The organism is Tessaracoccus bendigoensis DSM 12906, from assembly GCF_900141915.1.
Lineage (GTDB): Bacteria > Actinomycetota > Actinomycetes > Propionibacteriales > Propionibacteriaceae > Arachnia > Arachnia bendigoensis.
In genome coordinates, this window is sequence record NZ_FQZG01000012.1 from 1 (window position 1) to 25,398 (window position 25,398).

A 25,398-nucleotide genomic window follows, 5' to 3' on the forward strand; every position below is an offset into this window, starting at 1 on the left:
AAGCTCGTGCTCGTCGTGATGTTCCTCGTCGCGATCACCCAGGTCTCCGCACCGATCGACGCCGACCTCGCCTCGGTCAGCGATCCCATCGCGGGGATCGTGCTGATGGCGATGGCCGCGTTCGCCCCGTATCTCACGTACAAGTTCATCGCGTTCGTCGGGTTCGACATGTACCACGCGATCGGCTCCGAGCAGGACGCCAAGAGCGCACTCAACCGCCCGATCCCCGTCCCGACCAAGCCGCAAGGAGGCGGCGATCGGAAGAAGGTGCTCGACGGGAGCAGCAGTGGCGGCGGGAACGCGGGCGGAGGCTCCGGTGGAGGAAGTAGCACACCGCCACCGCCGAAGACCCCGGCACCGGCACCCGCCGCGGGTGGTGGAGGTGCCGCCGCAGGCGGGGGCGGCGCGGCCGCGGCCGGCCCCGTGGCCGCAGGGGTGGTGGTCGGGGCGAGTGTCGCCAAGGGTGCCGCGACCGCCGGGCCGAAGGCCGGAACGGCGCTGGGAACCCAGGGCGAGCACGCCGCCGACGCAGCCGCGCAGACAACGCCACCGCCCGCCGCCTCACCTGCGGCACCGCCGTCAATCTCGGCACCACGACCGCCGAGCACCGACCCGTCACCGCCGCCGAAGCAGCCCCCGCCGCCCGCGCCACGCCCACCAAAGGAGTAGATGATGAGCAGCACGAACCAGGACCGGCCCACTGCGGGTGAACTCGTGCCGGTGAAGTTCTCCCGCCTCACCCGCCGCGGCGTCCTCCTCGGCCTGTCGCTGACCCAGCTCATCACACTCGCCATCGGCGGAGCCACACTCATCGGCGCGTTCTACGCCGGAGGTGGGATGCTGCTCGCCTACAGTGCCCCGATCTGGGTACTCGCCGCCGCGCTGACTTGGATACCGATCGCGGGCCGGCCGATCGTGGAGTGGCTGCCCATCGCCTGCTGGTGGCTGTGGCGTACCACCGGCGGACAACTGCTGTACCGGCGCAGGATCGTCGTCCCGCGCCCCGTCGGCACCCTCGCACTGCCCGGCGACATGGCGCGACTGCGCGAGTACACCGACCCCGACACCGGAGCGGGGATGATCCACGACCCCCACGCCGCCACGTTGACCGTGGTGTGCGAGGTCACCCATCCCGCGTTCGTGCTCCTCGATCCCGGCGAGCAGGAACGCCGCGTCAGCTCCTGGGGCCGGGTGCTGGCCACCGTCTGCCGCTCCGGGCGGATCGCGACTCTTCAGGTCTTGGAGCGGACTCTGCCGGACTCCGGCACCGGACTGGCCGAATGGTGGGCCACCCACGGCACCCCGGACGGATCATGGGCGGCCGACACCTACGCAGAACTCATCGACCGTGCCGGACCCGCCGGCGAACGCCACGCCACCACCCTCTCGCTGTCACTGGACATGAAGACCAGCGCTCGGCAGATCAGGACCGCGGGCGCCGGGATGCGCGGTGCTGCCGCCGTGCTGCGCCAAGAGATGAACACTCTCATCGCGGCGCTTCGCTCCGCCGACCTCTCGCCGTCGGGATGGCTGACACCAGGGCACATCGCGGTGATGCTGCGTTCCGCCTACGACCCAGCGATCGCCGCCACGCTGGAACGGCACGGCAGGCTCGGCCAGTCCCTCGCGACCGCAGGGCCGGTTGCGGTCACCGAGACCTGGGGCAAGCTGCGCACCGACTCCGCCCACCACGCGGTGCTCTGGGTCAGCGAGTGGCCCAGGTCGCTCGTCTATCCGGGATTCCTGTCGCCCGTGCTGCTGTCCACCGGCATCCAGCGGTCGTTCTCGCTGATCTGCACCCCGATGCGCTCCGATGCCGCTGCTCGCGACATCCGCAGGAAGAAGGTCGAGCACATCTCCGACCAGGCCCAGCGCGCGAAGATCGGCCAGATCGAGGACGCCTCGCAGACCGCCGAGTATCACGACGTGCTCCAGCAAGAAGCCGACCTCACCGCCGGCCACGGCATCCTCCGCTACACCGGCCTCATCGCCGTCTCTGCGCCCACCGGCGAAGAGCTCGATGCCGCCGTCGCCGCGATCGAGCAGGCCGCGATCCAAGCCTCCTGTGAGACGCGGCTGCTCGTCGGCCAGCAAGCCGCCGCCTTCACCGCCGCCGCGCTCCCGCTCTGCCGGCGGGTCTGAGTTCAGCCTTCAGGGCTGACGAGGATCGTGGCTGATGGATCGACATCGGGTGCCCAAGCAAGGGTCGGCAGGTCAGCGCTTTCCAGTCCCGCGAGTTCGAGCGCAGCCTGTCCCGACAGATGCGAAGAGATGATGGACTGCCCGTTTGCGACTGCCGCGTAGAACTGTGCGGCGTAGTTGATCGCATCGGCGTCTTCGATGCTGTCGGCCATCCCGATCGCGAACGGCACGACTCGAGCCACCAGGTCGTCGATCTGGGCTGCGGAGCGACACGAGTTCAGCAGGACGAGGAGCGGAGGATCGTCGGTTGCGCTGATCGCGCGTGCGAAGGCTAGCGCCGTCACGATCACTCCCTCGTGGGGTTCGTCTGCTTCATCCTCAAAGACGATCAGGTCGTCGTTGCTGTGGCCCGAGAAGTGGACCACGTGAGGACGGAACTTCGTGATGCCGTCCAGTAGGTCAGCCGTAGTTGCTGCTGGCCGCACATCGAGTTCGATCTGGTCACGGTGCAAAGCCGACTCGACCGCTGCCCGGATGCGCTTCTGCTCCCTTCCAACGCGGAGGTCACCTTCGGCCGAAGCACCCAGCATGAGCACTCGGAGCTTCTCCGGCTTGGGCGCTGGGAGCTGACGCAGCGCGTGACTGACGGCTACCTCGGCACCGCTGATCCGCGATTCAAGCTGGGCACGTTCAGCCGCCGCCCGCCGGTCGGCACGCTGCTGCTCGCTCTTTCGGCGTCTCTCGGCGGCATCGGCCTCCGACTGTTCGGCACGGGAGAGCTTGGTCTGTAGCGCGGCCTCGTCCTTCGCGTAGCCGGCTGCCCGGGTCTGCCAGCGGCTGGCCTCCTTGCCCGCAGTCTCCGCTTCCTTCTCGCGGCGCTCGGCGTCCCGCAACTTGCTGCTGCGGGTGGAACTGCTCGTCGTCTTTGCGGCAGCCTGCCGCGCCTTGGCGGCATCGGCTCGCTTCGAGGACTCCTTCGACCGGTACTCACCCGCCTTCTTGTCCGCGTCGATCCGCTGTTTGCGCTTGCGGTCAAGCTGTCCTCGGTACTGACTTGCGCTCACTCTGTCGGGCTCCTGCCTCGTTTGCCCTCGTGTCATCTACAACGCTAGGCCGCACCACCGACATTTTCCGTTCGCTGGTGCGCACCTCCCCGTCATACGGCACCAGGAGGTCACCATGCCTACGTTCTTCGATTCGACTGCCGACGCCGCCGAGGCGTCCGAAGCCTTGCGCGGCCTCGCGCACGCGAGCCGGGGCTTCGATCAGCCCGCCGAGATGTACGGGGTGATCGGTGATCTGTCCTCGGGCATGCGCTCGCTGCGGCAGGCGCTCGACCAGATCGCCGATGTTCACGAGCGCAAGGCCGCGCACGCGTTCAACGACGCCGGAAGCCACGAGGCAGGCGTGCGGGAGGCGCTCGCTGCTGCGGAAGAGTTGCGTCAGGCCGCGAACCTCGTCGACCGGGCCCACGACCGGCTCGCGGAAGGCTTCATCGCCGCGGGGCGGATCGCCTGGCACCCCGAGCCCGCCGTCGAGGAGGTCATGCCGTCGCGGTGGGTCAGCGTGGTGTTCCTCCAGGGCGAGGAGGCCGACCGGCCGTTGCACATCCTGGGCGAGCTGGGACACGTGGATGCGGTGGACTTCCTCGCGCAGTGGGACTACGGCGACGAGACCACGCAGGCCGCGCTGGAGAACGGGTATGTCTACGACAAGCCCGGCGAGGGCACCAACGATCGGGTTGCGCTCTCGGGCGACTACGCGCTGGTCGTCAACCCGCATATCGGCTACGTCTCGCTGCTGCGCCGCTACACCGAACCAGAGGCCGAGCCCCAGGATGCCGAGCTGGTCGAACCGGCTCCGGTGCAGCCGGGGCCGGAGCTTCTGGTGTCGTACTCGTCGCCGGGCGCTCCGAAGCGAGCCGACCCGCCGACCCCGAAGCGGGATGGGTCGTGGTTCGAGCCGGCCAAGATCACGGCGGTCAAGCAGTCGCGGGGGCTGGTGCGGTGACCGAGGATCGCGCGCGGCTGCATACCGCTGTCCTGGTGGCACCGTCGAAGGAGCGGCGGAAGCTCCGCAAGCAGCGCCGCAAGGCCGAGGCCCGACTCCACGCCGAGCAGCGAAGGACCGCGCTCGCCGCCGCGAAGGCAAAGGCCGAGGAGGAGCGTGCCGAGCGCCGCGCGACGGTCTACCTGCCGAAGGCAGGCGAGTCCGGCGCTGCGCGGCTGCGCACTCCGGGCCGGTTCCATCTGACGCGGCATCAGGACACGTCGGCGACGCTGGCGGGTGCGTACCCGTTCGTCGCCGAGGGCGGTCTCGGCGCCGATGGCGTGTTCGTCGGCCAAGACCTCTACTCGGGCGGGAGTTTCGTCTACGACCCGTGGGTGCTCTACGCACGCGGCATCATCACCGCACCCAACGTGGTGCTGGCCGGGATCGTCGGCTCCGGCAAGTCATCGCTGGCCAAGTCCCTCTACACGCGCTCGCTACCGTTCGGACGGCGCGTATACGTGCCCGGCGACCCGAAGGGCGAACACACCGCCGTCGCCAACGCCGTCGGTGGACGTGCCATCGTCCTCGGTCACGGACTCAACACTCGCCTGAATCCGCTCGATGAAGGCCACCGGCCCAGCGGTCTCTCGGATGAGCAATGGGCGTCCACTGTCGCAGCCCGACGGCGTGACCTGATCGGCGCACTCGCGGAGACCGTGCTCGCGCGGGGATTGTCGCCGTTGGAGCACACCGCGATCGACATCGCCCTGACCCAGACCGTGCGGGAGAACGATGTGCCGATCCTGCCGATGGTCGTTGACCGCATCCTCGCCCCGAGCGCGGATGCCGACGGCCGGTTGGCCGAGGACGGCAGGCTCGTCGGCCACGCGCTGCGCCGTCTCGTGGCCGGCGACCTGGCCGGACTGTTCGACGGGCCTTCGACGGTCGCGTTCGACCCGTCGCTGCCGATGATCTCGCTCGACCTCTCGCGCGTCACCGAGAACTCGACGCTCATTTCGGTGTTGATGACGTGCTCGTCGGCGTGGATGGAGTCCGCGCTGCTCGACCCGAACGGTGGACAGCGGTGGGTGATCTACGACGAGGCCTGGCGGCTCATGTCCCATCCAGCGCTGCTGCGGCGGATGGATGCGCACTGGCGACTCGCGCGGCACTACGGGATCGCGAACATGCTGATCTTCCACAAGCTCACCGACCTCGACAACGTGGGCGACCAAGGCTCAGCCATGCGCTCCCTGGCGAACTCACTACTCGCGAACGCGGAAACGCGGATCGTGTACCGGCAGGAGTCCGACCAGCTCGGACCGACCGCGACCGCCCTCGGTCTGACCGGCACGGAGCAGCAGCTCTTGCCGAACCTTGGCGTCGGCCAAGGGCTGTGGCGGATCAAGGCCAGGAGCTTCGTCTGCCAGCACCAACTCCACCCCGACGAACTCGCCCTGTTCGACACCAGCAGCCGCGCCGCAGGAGGACACCGATGAACCTCACCGGCCCGCGCCGATCCACCCCGAACGAAGACGATGCCACGGCTCCCGTCGAGCTGCCGCACGTCCTCGTCACCGTCGCTGCAGACGGCACCCTCACCGCCACGGTCGATGGAACACCGTTCGCGTCGCCGGACGCGGGCGACTGGACGCGCGCGACGTTCGGGCCGCTCATGGATGCCATCACCAACGACCGCACCATCGCAGTCCGAGTCGAGGTGCGCGAGAACGACGGCAGCGTCTTCACCGACATCCTCCGCACCCGCAAACCCCGACGCGCAGTCGCACCGTCCGAGACCCCTGCGCCGGAAACTCGTCGAAGTCGCCACGCCCGACGGGTGCCGCGCTTGGCTGAGGTCACCGCGGGCGGGTTCGTGCCTGGCGAGGATGTCGCTGTCGCGACGATCGTCTCCCACACCGACGCTACCGGGACCGGCGAAGCCCGGACGCTCATCGACCTCGACGACCTACCCGACGGCACACACGAGGTGATCCTGTTCGGGCGCATCTCGGGCACGCTCGCGGTGCGGCGGCTGACATGAACCAGCGGCAGGCCGGGGGCATGGGCGACGAACTCACCAATGCCGCCCTCATTGGGCTGATCGGCATGTTCGGGATCGCCCTCGTTCTCCGCGCCGGTGGCAGTGTCGCCGCGTTCCTCACCGGCACACCCCAGCCAGACGCCGGCGCAGCGGCGGGACTCGCCGTGCTGTTCAACCCCGGCGACCCGGCAACCGCGCTCGGTGCCGACGGTCTCAACCCGGTCGCCTACTGGCTCGTCAGCGCGGCACTGCTCGGCGGACTCGCCACCGGGATCGTCTGGGTGTGGATCGTGCTGCGCCGCCACACGCGGAAGACCGAGACCGACCCGCACCGCCTTGCCGGGATCGCGACCAGCCATGAAGTCAAGACCGCAGCATCCGCGAAGGCACTGCTGCACCGCGCGGCCACACTGCGCCCCTCCTTGGAATCACCAGCCCCGCAGGATGTCGGCTACCTCCTCGGTGCCAGTCGCGGGACGGAGGTCTGGGCATCTGTCGAAGACTCGATCCTGCTGATCGGCCCACCCCGCTCAGGCAAGGGCCTACATGTCGTCATCAACGCGATCCTCGACGCACCCGGAGCGGTCGTCACCACCAGCACCAGGCCCGACAACCTCACCGCGACCCTCCGCGCCCGACGCCGCAGGGGCGGACCGGTCGCGGTGTTCGACCCGCAACACCTCGCCGAAGGCATCCCCGCCGGGCTGCGCTGGTCGCCCATTCGCGGCTGTGACGATCCGCTGACCGCGATGATCCGCGCTAACGGCCTCGCAGCCGCCACAGGACTCAGCGCCGGAGGGGTCGAGTCCGGCGGGTTCTGGGAAGGCAAAACCCGCACCGCACTCCAAAGCCTGCTGCATGCCGCCGCGCTCGACGGCCGCCAGCCAGCCGAGCTGTTCAGATGGACCCTCGACCCCAGCGCCGCGTCCGAAGCCGTCGCCATCCTCAACTCACACCCGAACGCGGCGATGGGCTGGGACGACTCCCTGGCCGCGATGATCGACGCCGACCCCAAGACCCGCGACAGCATCTGGCAAGGCGTCTCCCTCGCACTGGCCGCACTGGCCGACCCGCGCGTGCTCGATGCCGTCACGCCAGGCCCGCACGAGCACTTCGACCCCGAGACCTTCCTCACCGAACAAGGCACCCTGTACCTGCTCGCCACCGGAGCAGGAGCAGGAGCCTCGGCATCGCTGGTCGCGGCGTTCGTCGAAGACCTCATCGAAACCGCCCGCCGACTTGCCGCCCGCTCGCCCGGAGCACGGCTCGACCCGCCGCTACTGCTCGCGCTCGACGAGATCGGGAATCTCGCACCGCTGCCGTCACTGCCGACGCTCATGGCCGAAGGCGGTGGCACCGGGATCACGACCATGCCGGTCTTGCAGTCCCTCGCACAGGCTCGCGACAGGTGGAGTGAACACCAGGCCGGCGCGATCTGGGACGCTAGCATCGTCAAGATCATCCTCGGCGGCGCATCCAACAGCCGCGACCTCCAAGACCTCTCCACGCTCATCGGAGAGCGCGACGAGTACACCGACAGCGTGACACTCGGCGACCACGGCACCCGCTCCAACCAGCGCTCGATCCGCCGCGTCCCGATCCTGCCGCCAGACCGCATCCGCACCCTGCCATTCGGCACCGGCATTGCGATGCTGCGCTCCGCGCCGCCCATCGTCACCGACCTCCGCGCCTGGCCGACTCGCCCCGATGCCGCGCAACTCCGCAGCGACCGCGACGAACTCGAAACACTGCTGCGCCACCGCCCCGTCACCTGACGCTGCGTCTGGGTGCCGAAGCGCACCTGCCTGACACAGCGGCCACACACGGCTGGTCGCCCGAGTTCAGGAGGACGCCATCATGGCCATTCGTACCCACCAGTCCATCTCCGGCTTTGTCGCCTCGGACCCGCAGCTCAGCTACACCGACCGCGGCGACGCACGGCTCTACATGAAGGTCGGCATCGAGCATTACCGCAAGGAGCCCGACAACTCCTTCACGCAACTGGAGACGACGTTCCACGACCTCATTGCGTATCGCGGTGCTGCCGAGCAGGGAGCCGAGCGGCTCGCCAAGGGCGACAACATCATCGCCGACGGACGGGTGCGCGACTACTCCTACGAGCGCAACGGCCAGCGGTACGAGGGCGAGGAGTTCATCGCGACGCGCATCGGACACGACCTCGCCCGCACCCGCTACGAGGTGGATCGCAGCGAACGCACTTCCGGCCGAGACGCCGCGGCGTTCACCGGACCTCAGCAGGCCGCGCCGTCCACCGCGGCTGCCATCGGAATGTGAGCGATCCCGCCATGAGCGATCAGTTCCACCCTGAGCACGACGACATGCCACCCGAGGCAGGTCTCGCGTCCCCGCGTTTCGACGTGCCCGAGCCGCCGCATCCGGTCAACTGGAATCTGCTGACCGCCAACGATCTCGAAGCCGAGTTGCTCGAACTGAACCGTTGGGTGGACTGGCTTCGCCACACCTACGGACTTCCGGCCAGCGTCGTTCCGCCCTACTGGCACCGTCACCCCGAGCTCCTCTGGGAACTGTCGGCGCTGCACCTGCACTGGCTGTGCGCATACGACCCCGAGCAGAATGGGTCGGCACCGCTCGGCTGGCACCGCGACTTCGCCGATGCCCGTGCCCGCCTTCGTGATTGGGTGTCGGCCTGCGGTACGCGGCTCGACCGAGACCGCCCGACTCGCCAGACGAGCTGGCCCGGTGAAGACCCCACTCAGCCCATCGAGGACTCACCGATCACGGATCGCGACGAAGACTTCGTTCGGTTCGTGATCGACATGGTGGATGCGCGCCAGGAAGCAGAGGATGCCTTCTTCGCGGGCATCGACCCGGAGACGGGCGAGGTGTGAATCGTGGCGCGCCGCTATGAACGGAAGACCGGGCAGCGTCAACAGAGCGAGCGCGAGCTGACGATCCGCGCCGAGTTCCACGAGCCGCCCGACCTGGACAAGCTCTGCGAGCTGCTGATCCGCCTGGCGCTCCAACAGTCGGGAGCGTGCCGTTCGGAGGGATCGACGCGACCGAAGCGCCCTCGTGCCTCCGCGAGCGCGTCGTCGTAGAATGGAGGCATCCGTCGCGGATGGCGGATGTTGTGGTCCTAGCGCTTCGCCGCCACGGCGAGGCAAAGTAAACGTGGCCGACTCGGCCTAGTCCTACAGCCTTCGGGCTCTTCTCACGATCAACATCCGCTCTCACAAGTCCGCGTCGGCAGGACCAGTGACTGTGGAGAAGAGCCATGACGATCATCGACGCGGACCGAACCGCGATAGACAGCCTCGTAGCGCCCACCCCGTTCCCCGGATCATTCGCCGTCTCCTACCTACGGGTCTCCACGAAGGAGCAGGCGGAGAAGGGCGGCCAGGCGGAGGGCTTCTCGATCCCGGCCCAGCGCGAGGCGAACCAGCGCAAGGCCGACCAGCTCGGAGCAACGATCATCGAGGAGTTCGTCGACGCGGGCGAGTCCGCGCGCAAGGCCGACCGGCCCGAACTGATGCGGATGATCCAGTACGTCGCGAAGCACAAGACGAACTACTGCATCGTCCACAAGGTCGACCGGCTCGCCCGCAACCGAGCCGACGACGTGACCATCCACCTCGCCCTCAAGGACGCCGGCGTCACGCTGGTGTCGGCCACGGAGAACATCGACGAGACCCCGTCCGGGATGCTGCTGCACGGCATCATGTCCTCGATCGCGGAGTTCTACTCCCGCAACCTCGCCACCGAGGTCGTCAAGGGTCTGTCGCAGAAGGCCGCGCAGGGCGGCACCGTGACGAAGGCACCCATCGGCTACCGCAACGTCGGCGTGCGCGACGAGTTCGGGCGGGAAGTACGCACCGTCGAGATCGACGAGGAGCGAGCCCCGTTGGTGCGGTGGGCGTTCCAGGTGTTCGCATCCGGCGACTGGACGACGAGCCAGCTTCACCAGGAGCTCGTAGCGCGCGGGCTCACGACAGCGGCGTCGCCGCGGCGACCGTCCCGACCCATCGGGAAGTCGTCGGTGCATCGGATGCTGACGAACCCGTACTACAAGGGCAGCGTCCGCTACCAGGGCGTGACCTATGCCGGAGCGCACGAGGCCATCGTCCCCAACGAGGTGTGGGACCAGGTGCAGACCGTGCTCGGCACGCACCGCTCGGCAGCAGATGCAACGCAAGTCCACGAGCACTACTTGAAGGGGACGGTGTTCTGCGGCCAGTGCGGCTCGCGGCTACTGGTGTGCAACGCCAAGAGCAGCCAGGGCACGATCTACCCGTACTTCGTGTGCGCGAGCAGGCATGGTGGCAGAGGCGACTGCACCCGGCAGGCGATGCTCATCGAGCAGGTCGAACGGCTCATCGAGCGCTTCTATGCCAAGGTGCAGCTCGATCCCGAGACGACGCAGGCGGTCTCGGCGATGATCCATGCCCGGTTCGACGAGATGATGGCCGAAGGAGCCGCCGAACTTGCCGACCTCGCGTCCCGGAGAACCCAACTCGAAGGCGAGCAGCAGAAGTTGCTGCAAGCCCACTACGCCGGAGCCATCCCGCTCGACCTGCTCAAGAAGGAGCAGGACCGGATCACCGCGTCGCTGGAGACCATCGAGCACCGGATCACCGCGCACCACGGCCACTACGCCGACGCGAGAGCGAACCTCGACGACTCACTGAAACTGCTGTCCAACGCCGCCGACATCTACGAGCACGCCGACGATGCAAACCGTCGGCTCCTCAACCAGGCGCTGTTTAAGACGATCTACATCGACGAGGACAACGACGTGCGCGTCGGCTACCGCAACCCGTACGACGGGCTGAGCATCCCCGGCCTCCATGCCGACGCACTGAGTTGGGCCGCGGAGGCAAAGAAGATGGGCCAGGCTGAACCCTCGACCAAGGGTGGCCCCTTGGTCGAAAGTTCAAACCTGACCCGTTTGGGGTGAGTAACGGGACTTGAACCCGCGACATCCTGGACCACAACCAGGTGCTCTACCAGCTGAGCTATACCCACCATCGTCACCGATCAATCGGCGACCCGGAAAGGATAGCGCACCGCTGACAGCGGTGGGAAATCAGGCCTCCGTCGGCTCGGTAGGGGCCGCGTCGACGGCACCGGTGAGTGCCCCGCCATGCCTGGCGGCGATCTCCCGAAGCTCGGCCTTGGTCGGGCCTGGGGGAGCCACGAACATCGCTTCGCGGTAGTAGCGCAGCTCCTCGATCGACTCCTGGATGTCGGCTAGGGCCCGGTGGTTGCCCGACTTGTTCGGCGCCTGGTAGTGGATCCTGGGGTACCAGCGCCGCGAGAGTTCCTTCAGCGACGACACGTCCACGTTGCGGTAGTGGACCCACCCCTCCAGCTCGGGCATGTCACGCGCCAGGAAGGCACGGTCGGTGCCGATCGTGTTACCGGCCAGCGGCGCCTTGCGTTGGATCGGCACATACTCCTTGATGTAGTCGAGCGCGATCTCGGTGGCCTCCGCCATCGTCAGGCCATCGGCCAGTTCGTCGAGCAACCCCGACTTGGTGTGCATCTCCCGGACGAAATCGTCCATGTTGGCCAACTGCTCTTCTGAGGGTTTGATGAGGACGTCGACGCCATCGCCGAGCACGTTCAGATCACCGTCGGTAACCAGTACCGCCACCTCGATCAGGGCGTCCTTGGCCAGGTCGAGGCCGGTCATCTCGCAGTCGATCCACACCAGTTTTTCACTCATGCCCCCAAACATAGGGCCCCCCGAGCCATACCTGTCGAATCGGCTCAGAGCCGCAGCGTGCCAAATGGTGTGACGGCGTAGCGGTAGCCGAGGGGGCTGGTCCAGAAGAGTTGGCCGGGCTCGGGCTGTTCGAGTCGCCAGAAGCCTGCGGTCTTCGCTCGGTGCGCCCCGCGGCTCAGCGGTGCGAGGTTCCCGACGCGGGTCTGGCAGGGGCGCCCCTGCTGGTAGGCGATGGTGTGGTCGAGGTCGAGACCCGCGCTTGGCCGGTTCGAGTAGGGGAACGGCTCGGCGTCGAAGATCAGGTTGACCGCGCGGCGCAAGACCGGGCTTGGGGTGTACCGGTCGGACGGGTCCAGGTTTGGCAGGTCGATGACCGGGTGGACCTTCACGTTGATCCCGTGTCCTTCGCCGATGAGTTCGGCGAGCAACCTGGTGGTGATGTGGTCGGCCTTGTCAATGCGGGCGGGGCCGGTGAGGTTGCCGAGTGAATCGGTGTGGAGGTGGACGGCGATGCCGAGCGTGGGGCGGAGCTTGTCGATGGGCACACTGGTGCCCGCGCCGCTGGGCTGGTCCGTTCGTCGGCAGGTCGGGCAGGCGGGCGGGAGCCAGCGCGGTAGATAGTCGTTCGTCGGGAAATAACCCTCGTCGTCGGGTGGAGGATGCAGCGGCTCGTCCTCTGGCGGCTCCTGGTCTGGTGGCTCGGGTGCGGTTGGCCAGCCGGTTTCCGGCCAGCACCAGTGATCCTCGGGCTGTGAGCCCGCATCGGTGCCAGAGCCCGCCTCGCCGTCGCGTGCCTCAGCGGATGCGCCCGGAGCCACGGCTCGATCGTCGGCACCGACAGGTATCGACTGCTCCTCGGGTGGGGGTGAGCCGCAGTTGCCCCCTGGTGGCTCACCCGGCGCGACCGGACCGGTGGGGATGGGCAACTCGCATTGAGCGGCCTGCTCCATCAACGCCAACGCCAACGCAGGGTTGGCCAGCAGCCCGAGCGCCTTGGCCCGACGCTGCTGAAGATCCAGCCCCGGAAACTGTCCCTTCAGCAGCTCTGCCAGCTCCGTGAGCCGGGCATCAAGGAACCGGCCATCCAGCACATCGACCTTCCCCGTCAGGTTCAACACACCCTCGAAGAGGCCCCAGAGCCACACTCCGCGGTCCTCCCGCGCCTTCCGCTCCCGTTTCGCGGCCAGTTCGGCATCGGCCTCGATGATCAACTTGTCCAGCAGATTGAAAGCCGCCGTCCAGCCAAGCCCGGCCTGCCGACGCAACCAGCGAGTCGTCACCTGATCGGTGACGATCGCTGACAGCTCGTGGCACCGGTTTGCCGCCCTCAACGCCCGCGAGGCGTCGATCTGGAACAACTGGACCGCCTCGAAGAGCCTCGGATGGCGATACTTCAAGTTGATCGCATCAGCGACCCGGCTACCGGCCGCCTGCGGAGTGCAGCCCAGTAGGCCGGCCACCTCGCGGGCCAGATGCTCAGAAACCGTCGGTGTGCCCTCGCCCCCGAGATGGATCGTGCGCTCGACCAACTCCTGGATCAACTCGCCCTCATCCAGCCGGTAGCAGGCAGCCAGATCGCACAACGCCTCAATGACCCGGGCCTCACCCTCACGCCGCTGACGATCCCCAGCGAGCAGCCCGGTGGCCGCCTCCCGCGCGGTGTCCAACGCCATCGTCTCCATGGTTTAACTGTAGAGACCCCCTCAGACATTTTTCGAACGAACGTTCGAGTCGACCGACGGTCCGGACAAGGCCGGGTTTCCTCCGTGAGAAGTGGGGCGCTCCACCGGATACACTGTTTGCCGCCAGCCCCCGTGGCGCAACGGATAGCGCAACGGCCTTCTAATCCGTCGGTTGCAGGTTCGAGTCCTGCCGGGGGCACTCTTTCGGACGTACTAGAACCTGACACATCGAGAGATGCCTCAGGTGAGGTGACCGATGCGAGGGGGTCGGCGAGGCGGATCTTGGCCTCGCCGTCCTCCCCAAGCTCGATGCCGCCCGTGAGTGCCTGGTTCGCCAGGCGCTTGCCTTGGTCGTCGGTGCGTGCGTACATGGTGGCGCAGTCGATCAGGAGGCGAAGCGCAGCGGTGAGGTGCTGTCTTGCGCCCTCGCTTCCTTCGTGTTCTTGGGCGAGTCGCCGGTCGATGTCGGCGAGACCGGCGCGGATGCGATCTTGGTGCCGTTTGAGTGTGTCCAGGTCGATGGCATCAGCGAAGTGGGCTGCGAGCAGTTTGTCGCTCTCGTCTTGGAGTCGCTTGCGGTTGGTCGTGAGTTCTGCGATCTCCGACGACTTCGAGGCGAGCCGTTCGTCGAACGCTACCTCGACCTGTGCCGCGAGGGCGGCGTACTGCTCTTCGGTGATGGAGATGTCTCGGTAGCAGTCCGCGACCAGCTGCTCGGCGATGCCGACGGGCACGGCCCGCCGGGTGCAGTTCTTCCGTTTGGAGGCCCGCCCGGAGCAGACGTAGTAGGCGTAGCGCACGCCCTGGCTGTTGGCCGGGAAGTCGAGCTGCATCCGCGATCCGCAGGTGCCGCAGAACAGCGACCCTTTGAGGTAGTGGTCGTGGGTGCGGCGTCGTTCGGAAGCAAGCTTGCGGGAGTCCAGAAGGCGCTGCACTCGTTCCCAGACCTCGACGTCGACCAGTGGTTCATGCGTGCCGGGGTGTTCTGCGCCTTTGTAGCGGACGATGCCGATGTAGTAGGGGTTGCGGAGCATCGTGAAGAACCCCGAGCGGGCTACAGGCTTCGGCGGTCGGCTCGGAGTCGGCAGCGTTCGCAGCCCACGGGTGGTGACGTCGTCGAGCAGCTCGACCACGGTGCGGTCACCGGTGGCGTACTGTTCGAAGACCCAGCGGATCATGGGGCCGCGTTCGGGGTCGATCTCGACGGTGCGGTACTCGCGGCCCTTCTCGTCACGTTTGCGGACGTTGAGATAGCCGATCGGCGCCCGCATCGGGGTTCCGCCGGTCGTGACTTTCTGCGTCAAGCCCTTCACAACCTCGTTCGCGAGGTTCTTGGAGTAGAACTCCGCGATGGAGGACATGATGCCGTGCAGCAACATCCCTGAGGGCGTCTCGTCGATGTTCTCGGTCGCGGACACCAAGGTCACCCCGGCTTCGACCAGACGACGGTGGATCTCCACATCGTCCACGCGGTTGCGGGCGAGACGGTCGACCTTATGGACGATGCAGTAGGCGACCTGATGCGTGGCGATGTACTCCAGCATCCGTTGCAGGTCTGGCCGGTCGGCGGAGCGGGCGGACTCGCCCGCGTCAACGAACTCGGCCACGATCCGAGCACCGAGTTCCTCGGCCTTGCGCGTGTTCGCCTGGCGCTGAGCGGGGATGGAGAACCCCTCGTCACGACCTCCCTTGGTCGCCTGTTCCTTAGTCGAGACCCGTTGATACGTCACCGCTGTCAGAAGCGATGACGTATCGGTGTCTTGCATCGGCATCGTTAGAGTCATGGTGGCCTCCTTGTTCGCCCGACGATGAGTGGGCGTGCGTCGTGTTTGCGGTGCTATGTCGATCACCGATGCGACGCTGGTGCTCATCAAGCTCCTGGGCGTGAAGTCCATCCGCGATGTGCAGAACCAGCGCGATCAGTTGCTTGTTGTCAGGTGTGGAGCGCTGCCGAGGTTCGGCCGAGATGCGTCGGCCCGTGCTGGTCACCCGGTAGTGCCTCATGCCCGCTAGGTGAACGGCCCTGACCCGCAGCTTCCCGCGCCCTCGCGGCCCGCTCGTGGTGGCGAGCCTTGAGGAGTCGGGCGAGGCTGAGGGGGCCGAAGATGAGGAACTTGAAGGCGTTGTAGATGCACAGGAGCACGATCAGGTGCAGCCAGCCGGGGCCACCGAGATCGATGAGGGTGGTGCACCAGTAGGCGATGGCGAGGTAGCCGATCGAGAGCAGCATCGCTGGTGCGCCCCAGTGCAGTCCACGCCTGGTGCGCAGGGCGTCGAGCAGGATGTTGGTGGGCATCCAGACGCGCAGGAATGTGCGGATGTGGATGCTGAGGTTCCAGATGAGTCGGAGCATGGCCGAGTCCTCCCAAGCGGCGACGCCTTGATGGGATGGACTCACCTGGGCGGGATGCCCGGCTCGTCATGCCGCCTCCACGGAGGGTGACGGCCTAGCTGAAGTGATGTCGCCTGTGCCCTTAATTCTACCGGGTCAGCTGACGCTCGGGAAGGGCATGCGTGTGGGGCCGAGCTGTGTGGCTCGACCCCACGAGTGTTCTTTGGAGTTTCAGGCGATTTCGCCGGTCTCCGGGTTGAGGCTGGCGTAGTAGTCGTGTTCGATCTGGCGGCGTCGTTCGACGTCGGCGATGACGAACGCGACGAAGTCCTCGTCTCGGTTAGTGATCGGGGTGTCTTCGATCGGGGCGGCGTCCTCTTCTCCGGGCCATCTGGTTTGCCGGGTGGGGCGGTCGCGGTCCAGTCGGGTGCCGGAGGCCGCTACCCAGTCGCGTAGGCGTTGGCGGGTATCAGCGAAGTCGCGGAGCCACCCGATGGGGGCGCTGCCGTTCTGCTGTGGGTCATAGGCGTTGAGCCAATGGGTGTGCAGCGCGGACAGTTCCCACAGCAGCTCGGGGTGCCGGTGCCACATGGGAGGGATCACTGCGGCGGGCAGGCCGTACGTGGCGCGCAGCCAGTTGACCCACTGGTTCAGTTCCAGCCAGGCGTGCTCGGCGTCGTGGGCGCTGAGCAAGTTCCAGTTGATCGGGCCGGGCGGTTCCTCCAGCACCGGACCGATATCACCGCGAGGCTCCGGTGCCGAGACGGGGTCGAGGTCGGGGTCGGGCCTGTCGTCGGGCTCCTCGCCGTGTGCGCGGGTGTCGTCGTCGCTCATGATCTGTTCCCGTTCAGCGGCCCAGCGTCGCGGTCTCGCGGGCTGGTGACGACTGCTCGGGCCGCTCGAATGCCTGACTGCGGTCAGCCCCGAGCGCTTGGCGGGCAGGCCCGTTGCGTGGTTCGCGGTCGATGCTCAGGCGCGTGCTGACGGGGTTTGGGGTGAGGGTGTCGGCGCGGAACTCCTCGCGTTCGGCCCCGGTGGTGGGGTCGGTGAACTTCTCGAACCGTCCGGTGGCGATGAAGTCGTCGCCCTTCTTGAATAGATCCATCGCGGCTTCGGCGGCCTTGTAGCGCACCGCAAGGTCGTGGAAGGTCCGGTCGGTCTTGGTGAAGGTGCCGTCGTCCTCGCGTCGCCAGTGGTCGACGCCGACGCGGGCGTAGAACCGGGGTGTGCCGGTTTTCTCGCTGTGGGTCAGTCTCGGGTCACCGGCGATGTGGCCGATCATGATCGTGCCGTTCTTGATGCCCATCACGTATCCTCCTGTCCTCTCGCACCGCCGCTGATGTGGCCGGTGTGACAGGACAGGTGCTCTCACATTCCCCGTGGGGAAAGGTCACGCGAGTCTTTGCCAGCGGTGACGAACGCTCCGGTGCTGCTCGGGGTCCGGGCGGGATCGGCTCGCACGCCGAGCGCGGGTCGGTGCGCTCGGATCGTTTCGACGGTCAAGGCCGTTTCCGGGCGTTGCGCGGCGGGTGGAGACGCGTCAGCTTCGGTCTGGTCGATGTCTTCTTGCATTGCGGCCAGCTGCGTTTCGATTCGGGCGAGGTCTTTCTCCGCGTCGGCGAGGGCCTGGGCGTGGCGGAACGGCTGGCCGATGCGCTGCTCGGCGTCATCGCGTTCGGTTTCGGCGCTGGCGAGGTCGCTGCGGGCTTGCTCGAGTAGCGAGGGGATGCCGGAGGCACGGTTCTCAATGCGCTGGATGAGTCCGATGCCGCCGTCGAGGAACGACTGGCGGGTCATGATGAACCCGCTGCGCGGCACGCCGTCGAGCCGGATGTTCACCATCGGCTCGCCCCCGAGCGCGTGGCTGGTCGAGACGATCACGTCGAAGCCGCTGAACTGGCCGATGGTGCCGTAGTCGCGGGAGGCGTAGCGCGGTGCCCATTTCAGATCGGAGTCGTGCGCCCAACTGCTGAGCGCGTGCGCGGCATCGGCACGAGACGTGTAGGTGCTGCCGCGTAGCTCGATGCGGAACTTGTCACCGGAGGTATCGGTGACGCGCGGCAGTACTGATTCGAGGGCTTCGATGTCGGATGCGGCACACCGCGCGTGATCGCTGGCGCGGTCGCGGGCGTGGAAGAGCATCGACTCGTTGCGGTGATAGGCGCGTTCGAGGCGGCGGAGCCTTTGGACCTCGGTGTGCACAGTGGAGTGCTCCAGCAAGAGCGGGTTCCCCGAGGAGATGGCCTTGGCTTCGGCGGCTGACAGCGCGGATGAGTCGATTTCCTCGATCTCACGGGAGTCGAGGTTTCCGCGCATGAGTTGCGCGATGAACGTGGCTTTGCGCTCGACGCCCTGCCACATGTAGGAGTCGAAGGATCGCTCGGTGACGAAGCGGACGATGCCGATCTCGGCGTTCTGGTTGCCCTGCCTGAGAATCCTGCCCTCGCGCTGGGCGATGTCGCTGGGTCGCCACGGACAGTCCAGGTGATACAGCGCAATGGCCCGGTTCTGGACGTTGGTGCCGACGCCCATCTTCTGCGTGGAACCCATCAGCACCGCGACGTGCCCGGCACGTGCGGCAGCGAACAGGCGGGCTTTGTCCACGTCGGTCTTGGCTTCGTGCATGTACCGGATGGACTCGGGCGGCATCCCGCGCGCGATGAGTTGTGCCCGCAGTTCGTCGTAGGCGTTCCACTGGGTCGGGTTCGGGGTGCCGATGTCGGAGAACACCAACTGCAAGGCGCCCCGCACGGGCGATTCCTGCCCGGTGACCGGGTCGAGGTAGGTGTTGTCTTTCGTCTGCTCCCAGACCCGGTGGATGCTGTCGGCGGCAAGATCGACCTTGGTGGGCCCGGAGGGGTCGGTGGATGCGATCATACGAATGTCGAGCGCGGCCTTGCGCCCATCGGTCGAGATGGTGAGCATGTTGTCTTCGCTCGGCGACACCGACCGGGAGGCGACTTTCTCGGCCCGTTTGCCGAGGGCCTCGATGAACTGCGCCAGCTCGACCGTGGGCTGAACGGCGACCGTGGCCGGTGCCCGCCGCCCGTCCTCGCGTTCGGCGATCTGGGGGGTGGGCAGTTGCAGATCCTCGGCGGTCTTCACATCGGCGAAGATCGACCAAAGTTTCAGCATCTCGGGCACGTTCTGGAACTTGGCGAACCGCGTCTTCATGCGGAACGTGTTGTTGCCGGTCGGGGCCATCTCCATCTGCGTGACCGTCTGCCCGAACGTGGCCGCCCACGCATCGAACGTGCCGATCCCGGCGGTGTCCAGCAAGTCCGGGCGCAGGTACTTCTGCATCACGAACGCCTCGGTCACGCTGTTCGAGATCGGTGTCGCGGTCGCCCCGGTGACGACCCGTTCGCGACCTTGGGAGCGCAGGTATTCGAGCTTCATGTGCAGATCGCTGGCACGGTTGGAACCCTCGATCGCGGCGTCTTGGATGTTCGAGTCGGTGGCGAGGTTCTTGTACATGTGCATCTCGTCCACGACCACGTAGTCGATGCCGGTGTCCTCGAAGCACACCCCGGCATCCCGGCTGGTGTCGATGCGGGCTTTGACCTTGTTCTCCAGCTGGAGCAGCTTGCGCTGGATGCGTTTGACGCTCATCGCGTTCTCGCCCGTCGCGGTGGCGAGCACTTCCCGCATCTGGTCGACCTGGGCCTGGACGTACGCCTGCTGGGTCTGGGCGCGCAGCGGAATCTTCTCGAACGCGCCCTGCGTCATGAGCACGCCATCCCACTCGTTCGCCGATGCCCGCGCGACGAACAGACGGCGCTTGTCGGCGGTGAGGTCTTTGCTGGACGCGGCGAGAATCCGGGCCTGCGGATAGATTTGCAGCCACTCGCGGGAGAACTGTTCCAGCATGTGATTCGGAATCACGAGCACGGGCTTGTCGATCAGCCCCATGCGGCGCATCTCCATGACGCCCATAATCATCTCGGCGGTCTTGCCCGCCCCGACCTCGTGGAACAACCCGGCAGCCGGCTCGGCGATCATGCGTGCGACGGCGGAGCGCTGGTGCGGGCGCGGGGTGAAGTTCTCCGCCAGCCCCGGCAGGCTCAGGTACTCGCCCGCATCGGTGTAGTCGCGCAAGACGATGGAGTTGAAGCGCCGGTTGTACTCGGCCACGAGCGTGCGGGCACGCTCAGGGTCTTCAAACACCCACTCGGCGAACCGCTCCTGTAAGGCGTCGGCTTTCTCCTGCGCGGCGGTGGTCTCCAGCGGGTTGAGCACGCGACGCTTCTTGCCGTCAACGTCCTCGATCTCGTCGTAGACGAGCAGTGTCTTCTGCTCCATGATCGCCTGGGCGATGCCCGGTGCGGGGCGACGCTCAGTGCCCCACTCGCTGGTGGCCAGCAGCCCTTGACGGCCTCCCCGGACTTCCCACATGCCCGGCAGCGGGTTCTCCACGTTCACGTCGCGGGTGCGCAGCAGCTCGTTCAAGAACTGCGCGTGCACGTCGGCGCTAATCCACACCGCGCCCATGCGGGCGCTGATCTCTTCCACGCCGAGCGCTACGGGGACGACCTCGGTGAGCGCGTCGACATTCGCCTGAAACGCCGGGTCGACTGCGGCGCGCTCCGTGGCGTGCTCCAGCTTCACGCGCACGTCACCGGACAGATACGCAGGCGCGTGGATGAGCTCGTCGGTGATCGGATCGGCGAACACCAGCCCGCCCAACGACTGCCGGGCTTCGGTCTCGTCCATGCCGAGCATGTCGGCAATCAACGGCAAGTCGATCCTGCCGGTGCGGTCGAGGCTGACCGCGATCGCATCCGCAGGGGTGTCCACGCCTTGGGGTTCGGTGCGCGGGGAAACGACACGGCGCGTCATGATCGCCGCCGGGGTCGCCGTCTGGTCGGTGTCGTCGAACTGCTCCAGGGCGAGCACGAGGGCCCCGAACGGGTCAGAGCGCAGCAACCGGATCGGGGTCGGCACCGTGCGGGCATAGGTGTCTTCCCCGGCATCGTTGGTGCGTCCGGTGCGTCGCAGCGTGTACCGGTTCAGCGGCGCGTACCTGCCGACATACTTCCGGTAATCGCGATGCAGGCCCTCTCGTGCCGCGTTGATCTCGTCGGTGTCATCAACGGTCGCGGCCTCCAGTTCGAGCAGCCGGTGCGCGCCGTCGCGCAACCCCAGCAGGGCGCGCAGTTCCGGTCCCGCCGACTTCGGCACGTCCAACGCCTCGACAGAGCCTTGGACGACGGTGCCGAACCCGGTGTCGGTGGCGACGATGCTGCCATCCCATAACTGCGGCGCAGAAGGTACGCGAGCGGCCTGCCGCGCCTGATGCTCCACCGTGGGCGCGGTGAACGCCAGATTTCGGCGGCGGGCGCTGAACGTGATCTGGTCGAGCACATCGGCCAGGTCGGCTTCCAGTCGGTCGAGGTCCCCGTCGACGGTGACCGCTGGCCTGCCATACATACCCTGCCGGATGCTCAGGGTGCCGAGGACATGCTCGGGGTGGTGGTCGAAGTAGGCGTTGATCTTCGCGGCCTGTCCGTCCACGCTGATCGGGGTGACCGTCTCCCACAGATCATCCGCCGGGGGCTGCCCGTCCTCGCGGCGGCGCAGGATGAGCAGATCCGTCACCACCTCGGTGCCCGCCGTGCGCCGGTGCGCCCCGCCGGGGAGCCTGACCGCGCCCACAAGGTCAGCGAGCATCGCCATTTCTCGGCGCGCGCCGGGGTTCTGCGCGTCCATCGTGTACTGCGAGGTCAGCACTGCGACCATTCCGCCAGGTCGCGTCAATCTCAAGGACTTGAGGATGAAGTGGTTGTGCATCGAGAGCCGGGTCGGGTTGTGCACCGGGTCATGCAAGGTCACGTCGGAGAACGGCACGTTCCCGATCGCCGCATCGAACGACGCTTCGGGCAGTCGGGTGTCGGCGAACGACTCAGCCCGCACCTCGGCATGCGGGTACAGGGCACGGCTGATCGCGGCGGTCACCGGGTCGAGTTCCACCCCGGTCATGCGCGCGGTCTCGGGGGCCATGCCGAGGAACGTGCCCAGCCCTGAGCCGGGTTCCAGCACCTCGCCGCCATCGAAGCCGAGCGCGGCCATGACCCGCCACATCTGCCGCACGATCAACGGGTCGGTGTAGTGCGCGTTGATCGTCGTGCGCGCGGCGGCATCCCACTCGTCCGGCGTCAGCAGGCTCCGCAGCTGCTCGCGCTCGGTTGTCCAGTCGGTCTTGGACTCGTCAAACACGTCCGGCACGGCGCCCCAGCTCGACCAGCGCGCGAGCGTCTGCTGCTCATCGGCGGTCGCCGGGCGCTCTTGCTCGGCGAGCAGCCGGGCGGTTTCGATCGCGGCGATGTTCGCCCGGAACCTGGCTTTCGCGCCCGAGGGAGCGAGGTCGTCGTGCGTGGCGGGCACGAACCGCAGCCCCGGCGCGGCAGGCTCCGCGTCCAGGCCGGTGGTGTCGGCGGTGGGGGTTAGTAGACTTCGCGCAGGAAGCGGATCGTCGCGGCCTCCGCCAGCAGGCTCTGGTGCTCTTCCAGATACCGCCTCGGGATCTCCGCTTCGACCAGACCCTCCAAGAACCAGACCGGTACGGCCCAGTCTTTGGCTTTCTGCTCCAGATCGACCGTCGAGGGCATCAAGTCGGGGGCGTCCTGCATCCGCTCGGCCCACATGATGAGGTTCTCGTCGTTCGGCGTGGTCTGGTTCCACTCCTGCCGGGCTTCGTCCAGCGGCAGGCTCGGGTCGCTGACCCAGGCGAGTTGCTGCATCACGACCTCCTCCGCGATCCGTAGCGCCGTCATCCGGTGTGCCACGTCTTGCAAGTAAGTCTGCTCCGAAGAGGCCGTCTTCGCCAGCACCGATGCCGGTGTCGTCTCGATCTGTCGCGCCAGTTCGGTGATCTGGCCCTGCGCCTCCAGGCCCAGCTCGGTGAAGAACCGGGTCGGGTTCTCGATCAACTGGAACCGTTGCGGCGCGTGGGTCTTCCAGTGCCGCATCGCCTGCATCCCGTACTTGTTCACGCCTCTCTCCCTCCACGCCGGTCCCAGTTGCGGCTGCTTCGTTGATCTGCTCGTCGGCGGTCTGCTCGGCCAGCCCCCACAGGTCGAACTCCAGCTGACCGGACGGCGCTTTGCGGCTCCTGCGGGCCATCAGCCATCACCTCCACCACACTCGTGCCGTTGTCGTTGCCGCCCGTGACCACAGGGCGCGGCCTGGGGTCAGCGGTCGGTGAGATAGGTGCGGCTCAGGTGCCATCCGTGCCTCGTTCCAGCAGCGCCTCGATCTCGGCGCGATCGGTCTTGAGCCGGTCACCGTCGGGTCGTTTCGGCCACGCGCGCAGGTCGGTGATGATCGGCGGGGCCGAGCGCAGCATGGTGACGGCGGTGCCGAACGGGAGGGTGCGGATACGGTCGGGCGGCATGATCGGCACTCGCCTGATCGAGCGCTGATTCGAGCGGGTGCCGTGATCGCCCAAGGTCACGCTGTCGGTGAACTCGTCGCGTTCGCCGATCAGCGCGGAGAGGTCTTGCAGATCGCGGGAGTTGGATGCGCCGCCGAGGATGATCTTGGTGATCGCCGCATCCCAGATCGCGTTGGCTTGGTTCTCGCTCCAGCGGGCACGCGCTTGGGCGAGGCTCTGGAGCACCGGCATGGTCGTGATGCCCGTGCCGCCGCCCTCGGCCATGAGAGTCGGCAGGCTCGGGAGCGGGCTGAGGTTGGCGATCTCATCCAGGGCGAGCAGCATGGGCGGGTCCAGGCGTGCGCCCGGAGAGCGTGCCGCCACCCGGCGGGCAGCTTCAACGAGGTCTTCCACGAACGCGGCCACCAACGCGGCGCTGGCCCCTGCTCCAGCGCCGGTGGCGAGCAGGTAGAGGGTGCCGCGCGAGCCGATGAACGTCTCCGGGTCGAAGTCCTCGCCCTCACCGGGTGAGACCGCATCGAGCACGCGCGGGTCCGCCAGCGCGGACAGTGACAGCGACACGCCTTGCCAGATCGAGTCGCGCGTCCTGGGGTCGGCGTCGATCATCGCCTCCAACGATTCGGCCCAGCCGCCCGCCGCGAGCGGGCTGTTCGTCAAGATCGCCACCGCATCGGCGGCGGCGGTCGGATCGAGCGTCCACCGGAACAACTCCGAGGGCGGCCGGTGGTCGATCGCGGCCGCATGCAGCAGCGCTTGTAGAGCGGAGCGGGTCTTGCCCTCCCAGAACCCGCCGCCCTCCACGCCTCCCGAACTCAGGCCGGTCGCTGATGCCAGGCCGGTGGCGCGAATCATCGCCGTCAGCGGGTCTTCGCAGCCCCTGATCGGTGACCAGCGCAGCCCGGCGGGGATGCCCTCGGCCAGATGCTGCGGGTCGAACACAGCTGTCGGGCCGACGCGCTGCCGCGCGCGCAGGCTCGCGGTGAGGTTGTCCGGGCGGGTCGAGGTCACCACGACCGAGCCGGGCGCATCCAGAATCGAGGGGATGACAATGTGCAGGCCCTTGCCCGAGCGGGGTGGACCGATCAGCAGAATCGAGTCCTCCACCGACGCCCACACGTCGCGTCCGTGGGAGGTGCCGAGCCGGTAACCCACATCGGCAGGTGCCGGGCGTGCCAGCGAAGGGCGCAGGTTCGCAGCCCGCCCCAGCAGCGCCTTGGTCGACGCGGCTGCGGCGACATCGTGTTTCGTGGCGATGCCGACCAGTCGGTGCGGGTCGTGCACACTCTTGCGCGACTGGCGGCGCAGCAGCGTCCAGACCCAGATGATCGCCGCCGCCAGCAGCCCCAGCAGCACGACCGCAACAATCCAATAGGCGACGACGTTCAGACCCTCGGCCTCCAGCGCGGTCGCCGGGTCGCCGGGGTTGAACAGCACACCGACCCCGGCGGCGGGGCCGGCTACGGGCTGGGCGGTGCCAGTGAGGAACGCCGCCACCGACCCGGACCCGCGCAGCAGCAGCGCGAGCGCGAACACCCCGATCAGGGCGATCATGACAGCGTTGGTCAGCTCGTCACCGAACGAGCCGGTCTGCCTGCCCGGTGCCGGGGTGCTCATGACAGGCTCCGCACGACGAACGTGCCCGAGACCCGCCCCACGAGCACCACCTCGCAGCCGAGGTCGAGATGATCGTGGGCCAGGTCGATGAGCGCGCGGGCCGTGCCGGTGCCGGTGGCGTCGGTATGCCGGAGGATGCGGCATACCGCAATGTCCTCGCCGGGCACGAAGCCTTCCCCGGTCACTTCCAGCAGCCGGGGCACCTCCGCCGGTTCGGGTTCCGGCAGGGCCTGCGCGGGAGTGTTCTTGCGGGCGGTGGGCGTGATGATGTCGGTGAACGTCGAACCATCGGCCTCGGTGACCTCGACCCGCGCCGGAATCATCCGCTCAGCGGTGACCTGATCGACAATCCGCGCAAACGAACCGCGCCGCCATGCACCCTCGGCGACCGGCGGGGCAAGAGGCTCCCCGTCAACCGTGGCGCTCATCGTGCCGTCCTCATGCACGGTAAGGCGGATCACCGGCATCGACACCGGAGCGGGAACAGGGGCA

At 67.5% G+C, this 25,398-nt stretch carries 19 protein-coding genes, 2 tRNA genes and 2 pseudogenes; 11 read left to right on the plus strand and 12 right to left on the minus strand.

The window, feature by feature from the left end:
* Positions 1-669, plus strand: a pseudogene (locus BUC15_RS04280) (conjugal transfer protein TrbL); the annotation flags it as partial.
* A gap of 3 nt (positions 670-672) precedes the next feature.
* Entirely contained in the window at positions 673-2,142 is a 1,470-nt protein-coding gene (locus BUC15_RS04285) for a PrgI family protein (protein ID WP_026926266.1), read from the plus strand.
* Positions 2,143-2,144: 2 nt separating this feature from the next.
* On the opposite strand, the gene BUC15_RS04290 is transcribed toward BUC15_RS04285, so the two are convergent.
* Positions 2,145-3,206 (minus strand): CHAT domain-containing protein, encoded by a 1,062-nt coding sequence (locus BUC15_RS04290; RefSeq protein WP_026926265.1) that lies wholly within the window; start codon positions 3,204-3,206, stop codon positions 2,145-2,147.
* A gap of 115 nt (positions 3,207-3,321) precedes the next feature.
* Between BUC15_RS04290 and BUC15_RS04295 the strand changes: the two genes are divergently transcribed.
* The 8 genes from BUC15_RS04295 (at position 3,322) to BUC15_RS04330 (ending at position 11,114) form a co-directional block, all read left to right on the plus strand.
* The gene (locus BUC15_RS04295; RefSeq protein WP_026926264.1) at positions 3,322-4,152 is read left to right on the plus strand and encodes a hypothetical protein; all 831 of its coding nucleotides are present in this window, start codon (positions 3,322-3,324) and stop codon (positions 4,150-4,152) included.
* A complete protein-coding gene (locus BUC15_RS04300; protein WP_026926263.1) occupies positions 4,149-5,633 on the plus strand; it encodes an ATP-binding protein in 1,485 nt (494 codons plus the stop codon). Before BUC15_RS04295 ends, BUC15_RS04300 begins: the two co-directional genes overlap by 4 nt.
* A complete protein-coding gene (locus tag BUC15_RS04305) occupies positions 5,630-6,178 on the plus strand; it encodes a hypothetical protein (RefSeq protein WP_026926262.1) in 549 nt (182 codons plus the stop codon). Before BUC15_RS04300 ends, BUC15_RS04305 begins: the two co-directional genes overlap by 4 nt.
* Positions 6,175-7,953, plus strand: a complete 1,779-nt coding sequence (locus tag BUC15_RS04310; RefSeq protein WP_026926261.1) for a type IV secretory system conjugative DNA transfer family protein — start codon at positions 6,175-6,177, stop codon at positions 7,951-7,953. Before BUC15_RS04305 ends, BUC15_RS04310 begins: the two co-directional genes overlap by 4 nt.
* 82 nt (positions 7,954-8,035) lie before the next feature.
* Positions 8,036-8,473 carry a single-stranded DNA-binding protein gene (locus BUC15_RS04315; RefSeq protein ID WP_026926260.1) on the plus strand — a complete coding sequence of 146 codons (438 nt, stop codon included), beginning with the start codon at positions 8,036-8,038 and terminating at the stop codon, positions 8,471-8,473.
* Entirely contained in the window at positions 8,470-9,048 is a 579-nt protein-coding gene (locus BUC15_RS04320) for a hypothetical protein (protein ID WP_026926259.1), read from the plus strand. The genes BUC15_RS04315 and BUC15_RS04320 overlap by 4 nt, the downstream gene beginning before the upstream one ends.
* 3 nt (positions 9,049-9,051) lie before the next feature.
* Positions 9,052-9,258, plus strand: coding sequence for a hypothetical protein (locus tag BUC15_RS04325; protein WP_026926258.1), 207 nt, complete (start codon positions 9,052-9,054; stop codon positions 9,256-9,258).
* A gap of 176 nt (positions 9,259-9,434) precedes the next feature.
* Positions 9,435-11,114 (plus strand): recombinase family protein, encoded by a 1,680-nt coding sequence (locus BUC15_RS04330; RefSeq protein ID WP_073186318.1) that lies wholly within the window; start codon positions 9,435-9,437, stop codon positions 11,112-11,114.
* Here BUC15_RS04330 and BUC15_RS04335 read toward each other — a convergent pair.
* The 3 genes from BUC15_RS04335 to BUC15_RS04345 all read right to left on the minus strand — a co-directional run bounded on the left by BUC15_RS04335 (position 11,107) and on the right by BUC15_RS04345 (position 13,567).
* Positions 11,107-11,182 (minus strand) — tRNA-His (locus tag BUC15_RS04335). The genes BUC15_RS04330 and BUC15_RS04335 overlap by 8 nt on opposite strands.
* Positions 11,183-11,243: 61 nt before the next feature.
* Positions 11,244-11,885: an oligoribonuclease gene (orn, locus tag BUC15_RS04340; protein WP_073186319.1), complete on the minus strand. Its 642-nt coding sequence runs from the start codon at positions 11,883-11,885 to the stop codon at positions 11,244-11,246.
* A 44-nt stretch (positions 11,886-11,929) separates the two neighbouring features.
* Positions 11,930-13,567, minus strand: coding sequence for a DUF222 domain-containing protein (locus BUC15_RS04345; protein ID WP_073186320.1), 1,638 nt, complete (start codon positions 13,565-13,567; stop codon positions 11,930-11,932).
* A gap of 126 nt (positions 13,568-13,693) precedes the next feature.
* On the opposite strand from BUC15_RS04345, the gene BUC15_RS04350 reads away from it, so the two are divergent.
* A tRNA-Arg gene (locus BUC15_RS04350) sits at positions 13,694-13,766 on the plus strand.
* A gap of 559 nt (positions 13,767-14,325) precedes the next feature.
* On the opposite strand, the pseudogene BUC15_RS21195 reads toward BUC15_RS04350, so the two are convergent.
* From BUC15_RS21195 to BUC15_RS04400, 8 genes and pseudogenes are all read right to left on the minus strand, one after another.
* Positions 14,326-15,462: pseudogene (locus BUC15_RS21195) on the minus strand (recombinase family protein); the annotation flags it as partial.
* 38 nt (positions 15,463-15,500) lie between these two features.
* A complete protein-coding gene (locus tag BUC15_RS04370) occupies positions 15,501-15,920 on the minus strand; it encodes a sulfate permease (RefSeq protein WP_073186321.1) in 420 nt (139 codons plus the stop codon).
* Positions 15,921-16,130: 210 nt separating this feature from the next.
* Positions 16,131-16,733, minus strand: a complete 603-nt coding sequence (locus tag BUC15_RS04375) for a hypothetical protein (RefSeq protein ID WP_073186322.1) — start codon at positions 16,731-16,733, stop codon at positions 16,131-16,133.
* Positions 16,734-16,746: 13 nt separating this feature from the next.
* Positions 16,747-17,205 carry a single-stranded DNA-binding protein gene (locus tag BUC15_RS04380; protein WP_073186323.1) on the minus strand — a complete coding sequence of 153 codons (459 nt, stop codon included), beginning with the start codon at positions 17,203-17,205 and terminating at the stop codon, positions 16,747-16,749.
* A gap of 62 nt (positions 17,206-17,267) precedes the next feature.
* On the minus strand, positions 17,268-22,283 hold the full coding sequence (locus BUC15_RS04385) for a helicase (protein WP_217652110.1): 5,016 nt from the start codon (positions 22,281-22,283) through the stop codon (positions 17,268-17,270).
* Between the two features lie 59 nt (positions 22,284-22,342).
* Positions 22,343-22,876: a hypothetical protein gene (locus BUC15_RS04390; RefSeq protein ID WP_245787885.1), complete on the minus strand. Its 534-nt coding sequence runs from the start codon at positions 22,874-22,876 to the stop codon at positions 22,343-22,345.
* A 239-nt stretch (positions 22,877-23,115) separates the two neighbouring features.
* Positions 23,116-24,906, minus strand: a complete 1,791-nt coding sequence (locus BUC15_RS04395) for a TraM recognition domain-containing protein (RefSeq protein WP_073186325.1) — start codon at positions 24,904-24,906, stop codon at positions 23,116-23,118.
* Positions 24,903-25,373 carry a hypothetical protein gene (locus BUC15_RS04400; RefSeq protein WP_245787886.1) on the minus strand — a complete coding sequence of 157 codons (471 nt, stop codon included), beginning with the start codon at positions 25,371-25,373 and terminating at the stop codon, positions 24,903-24,905. Before BUC15_RS04400 ends, BUC15_RS04395 begins: the two co-directional genes overlap by 4 nt.
* Positions 25,374-25,398: the final 25 nt, after the last annotated feature.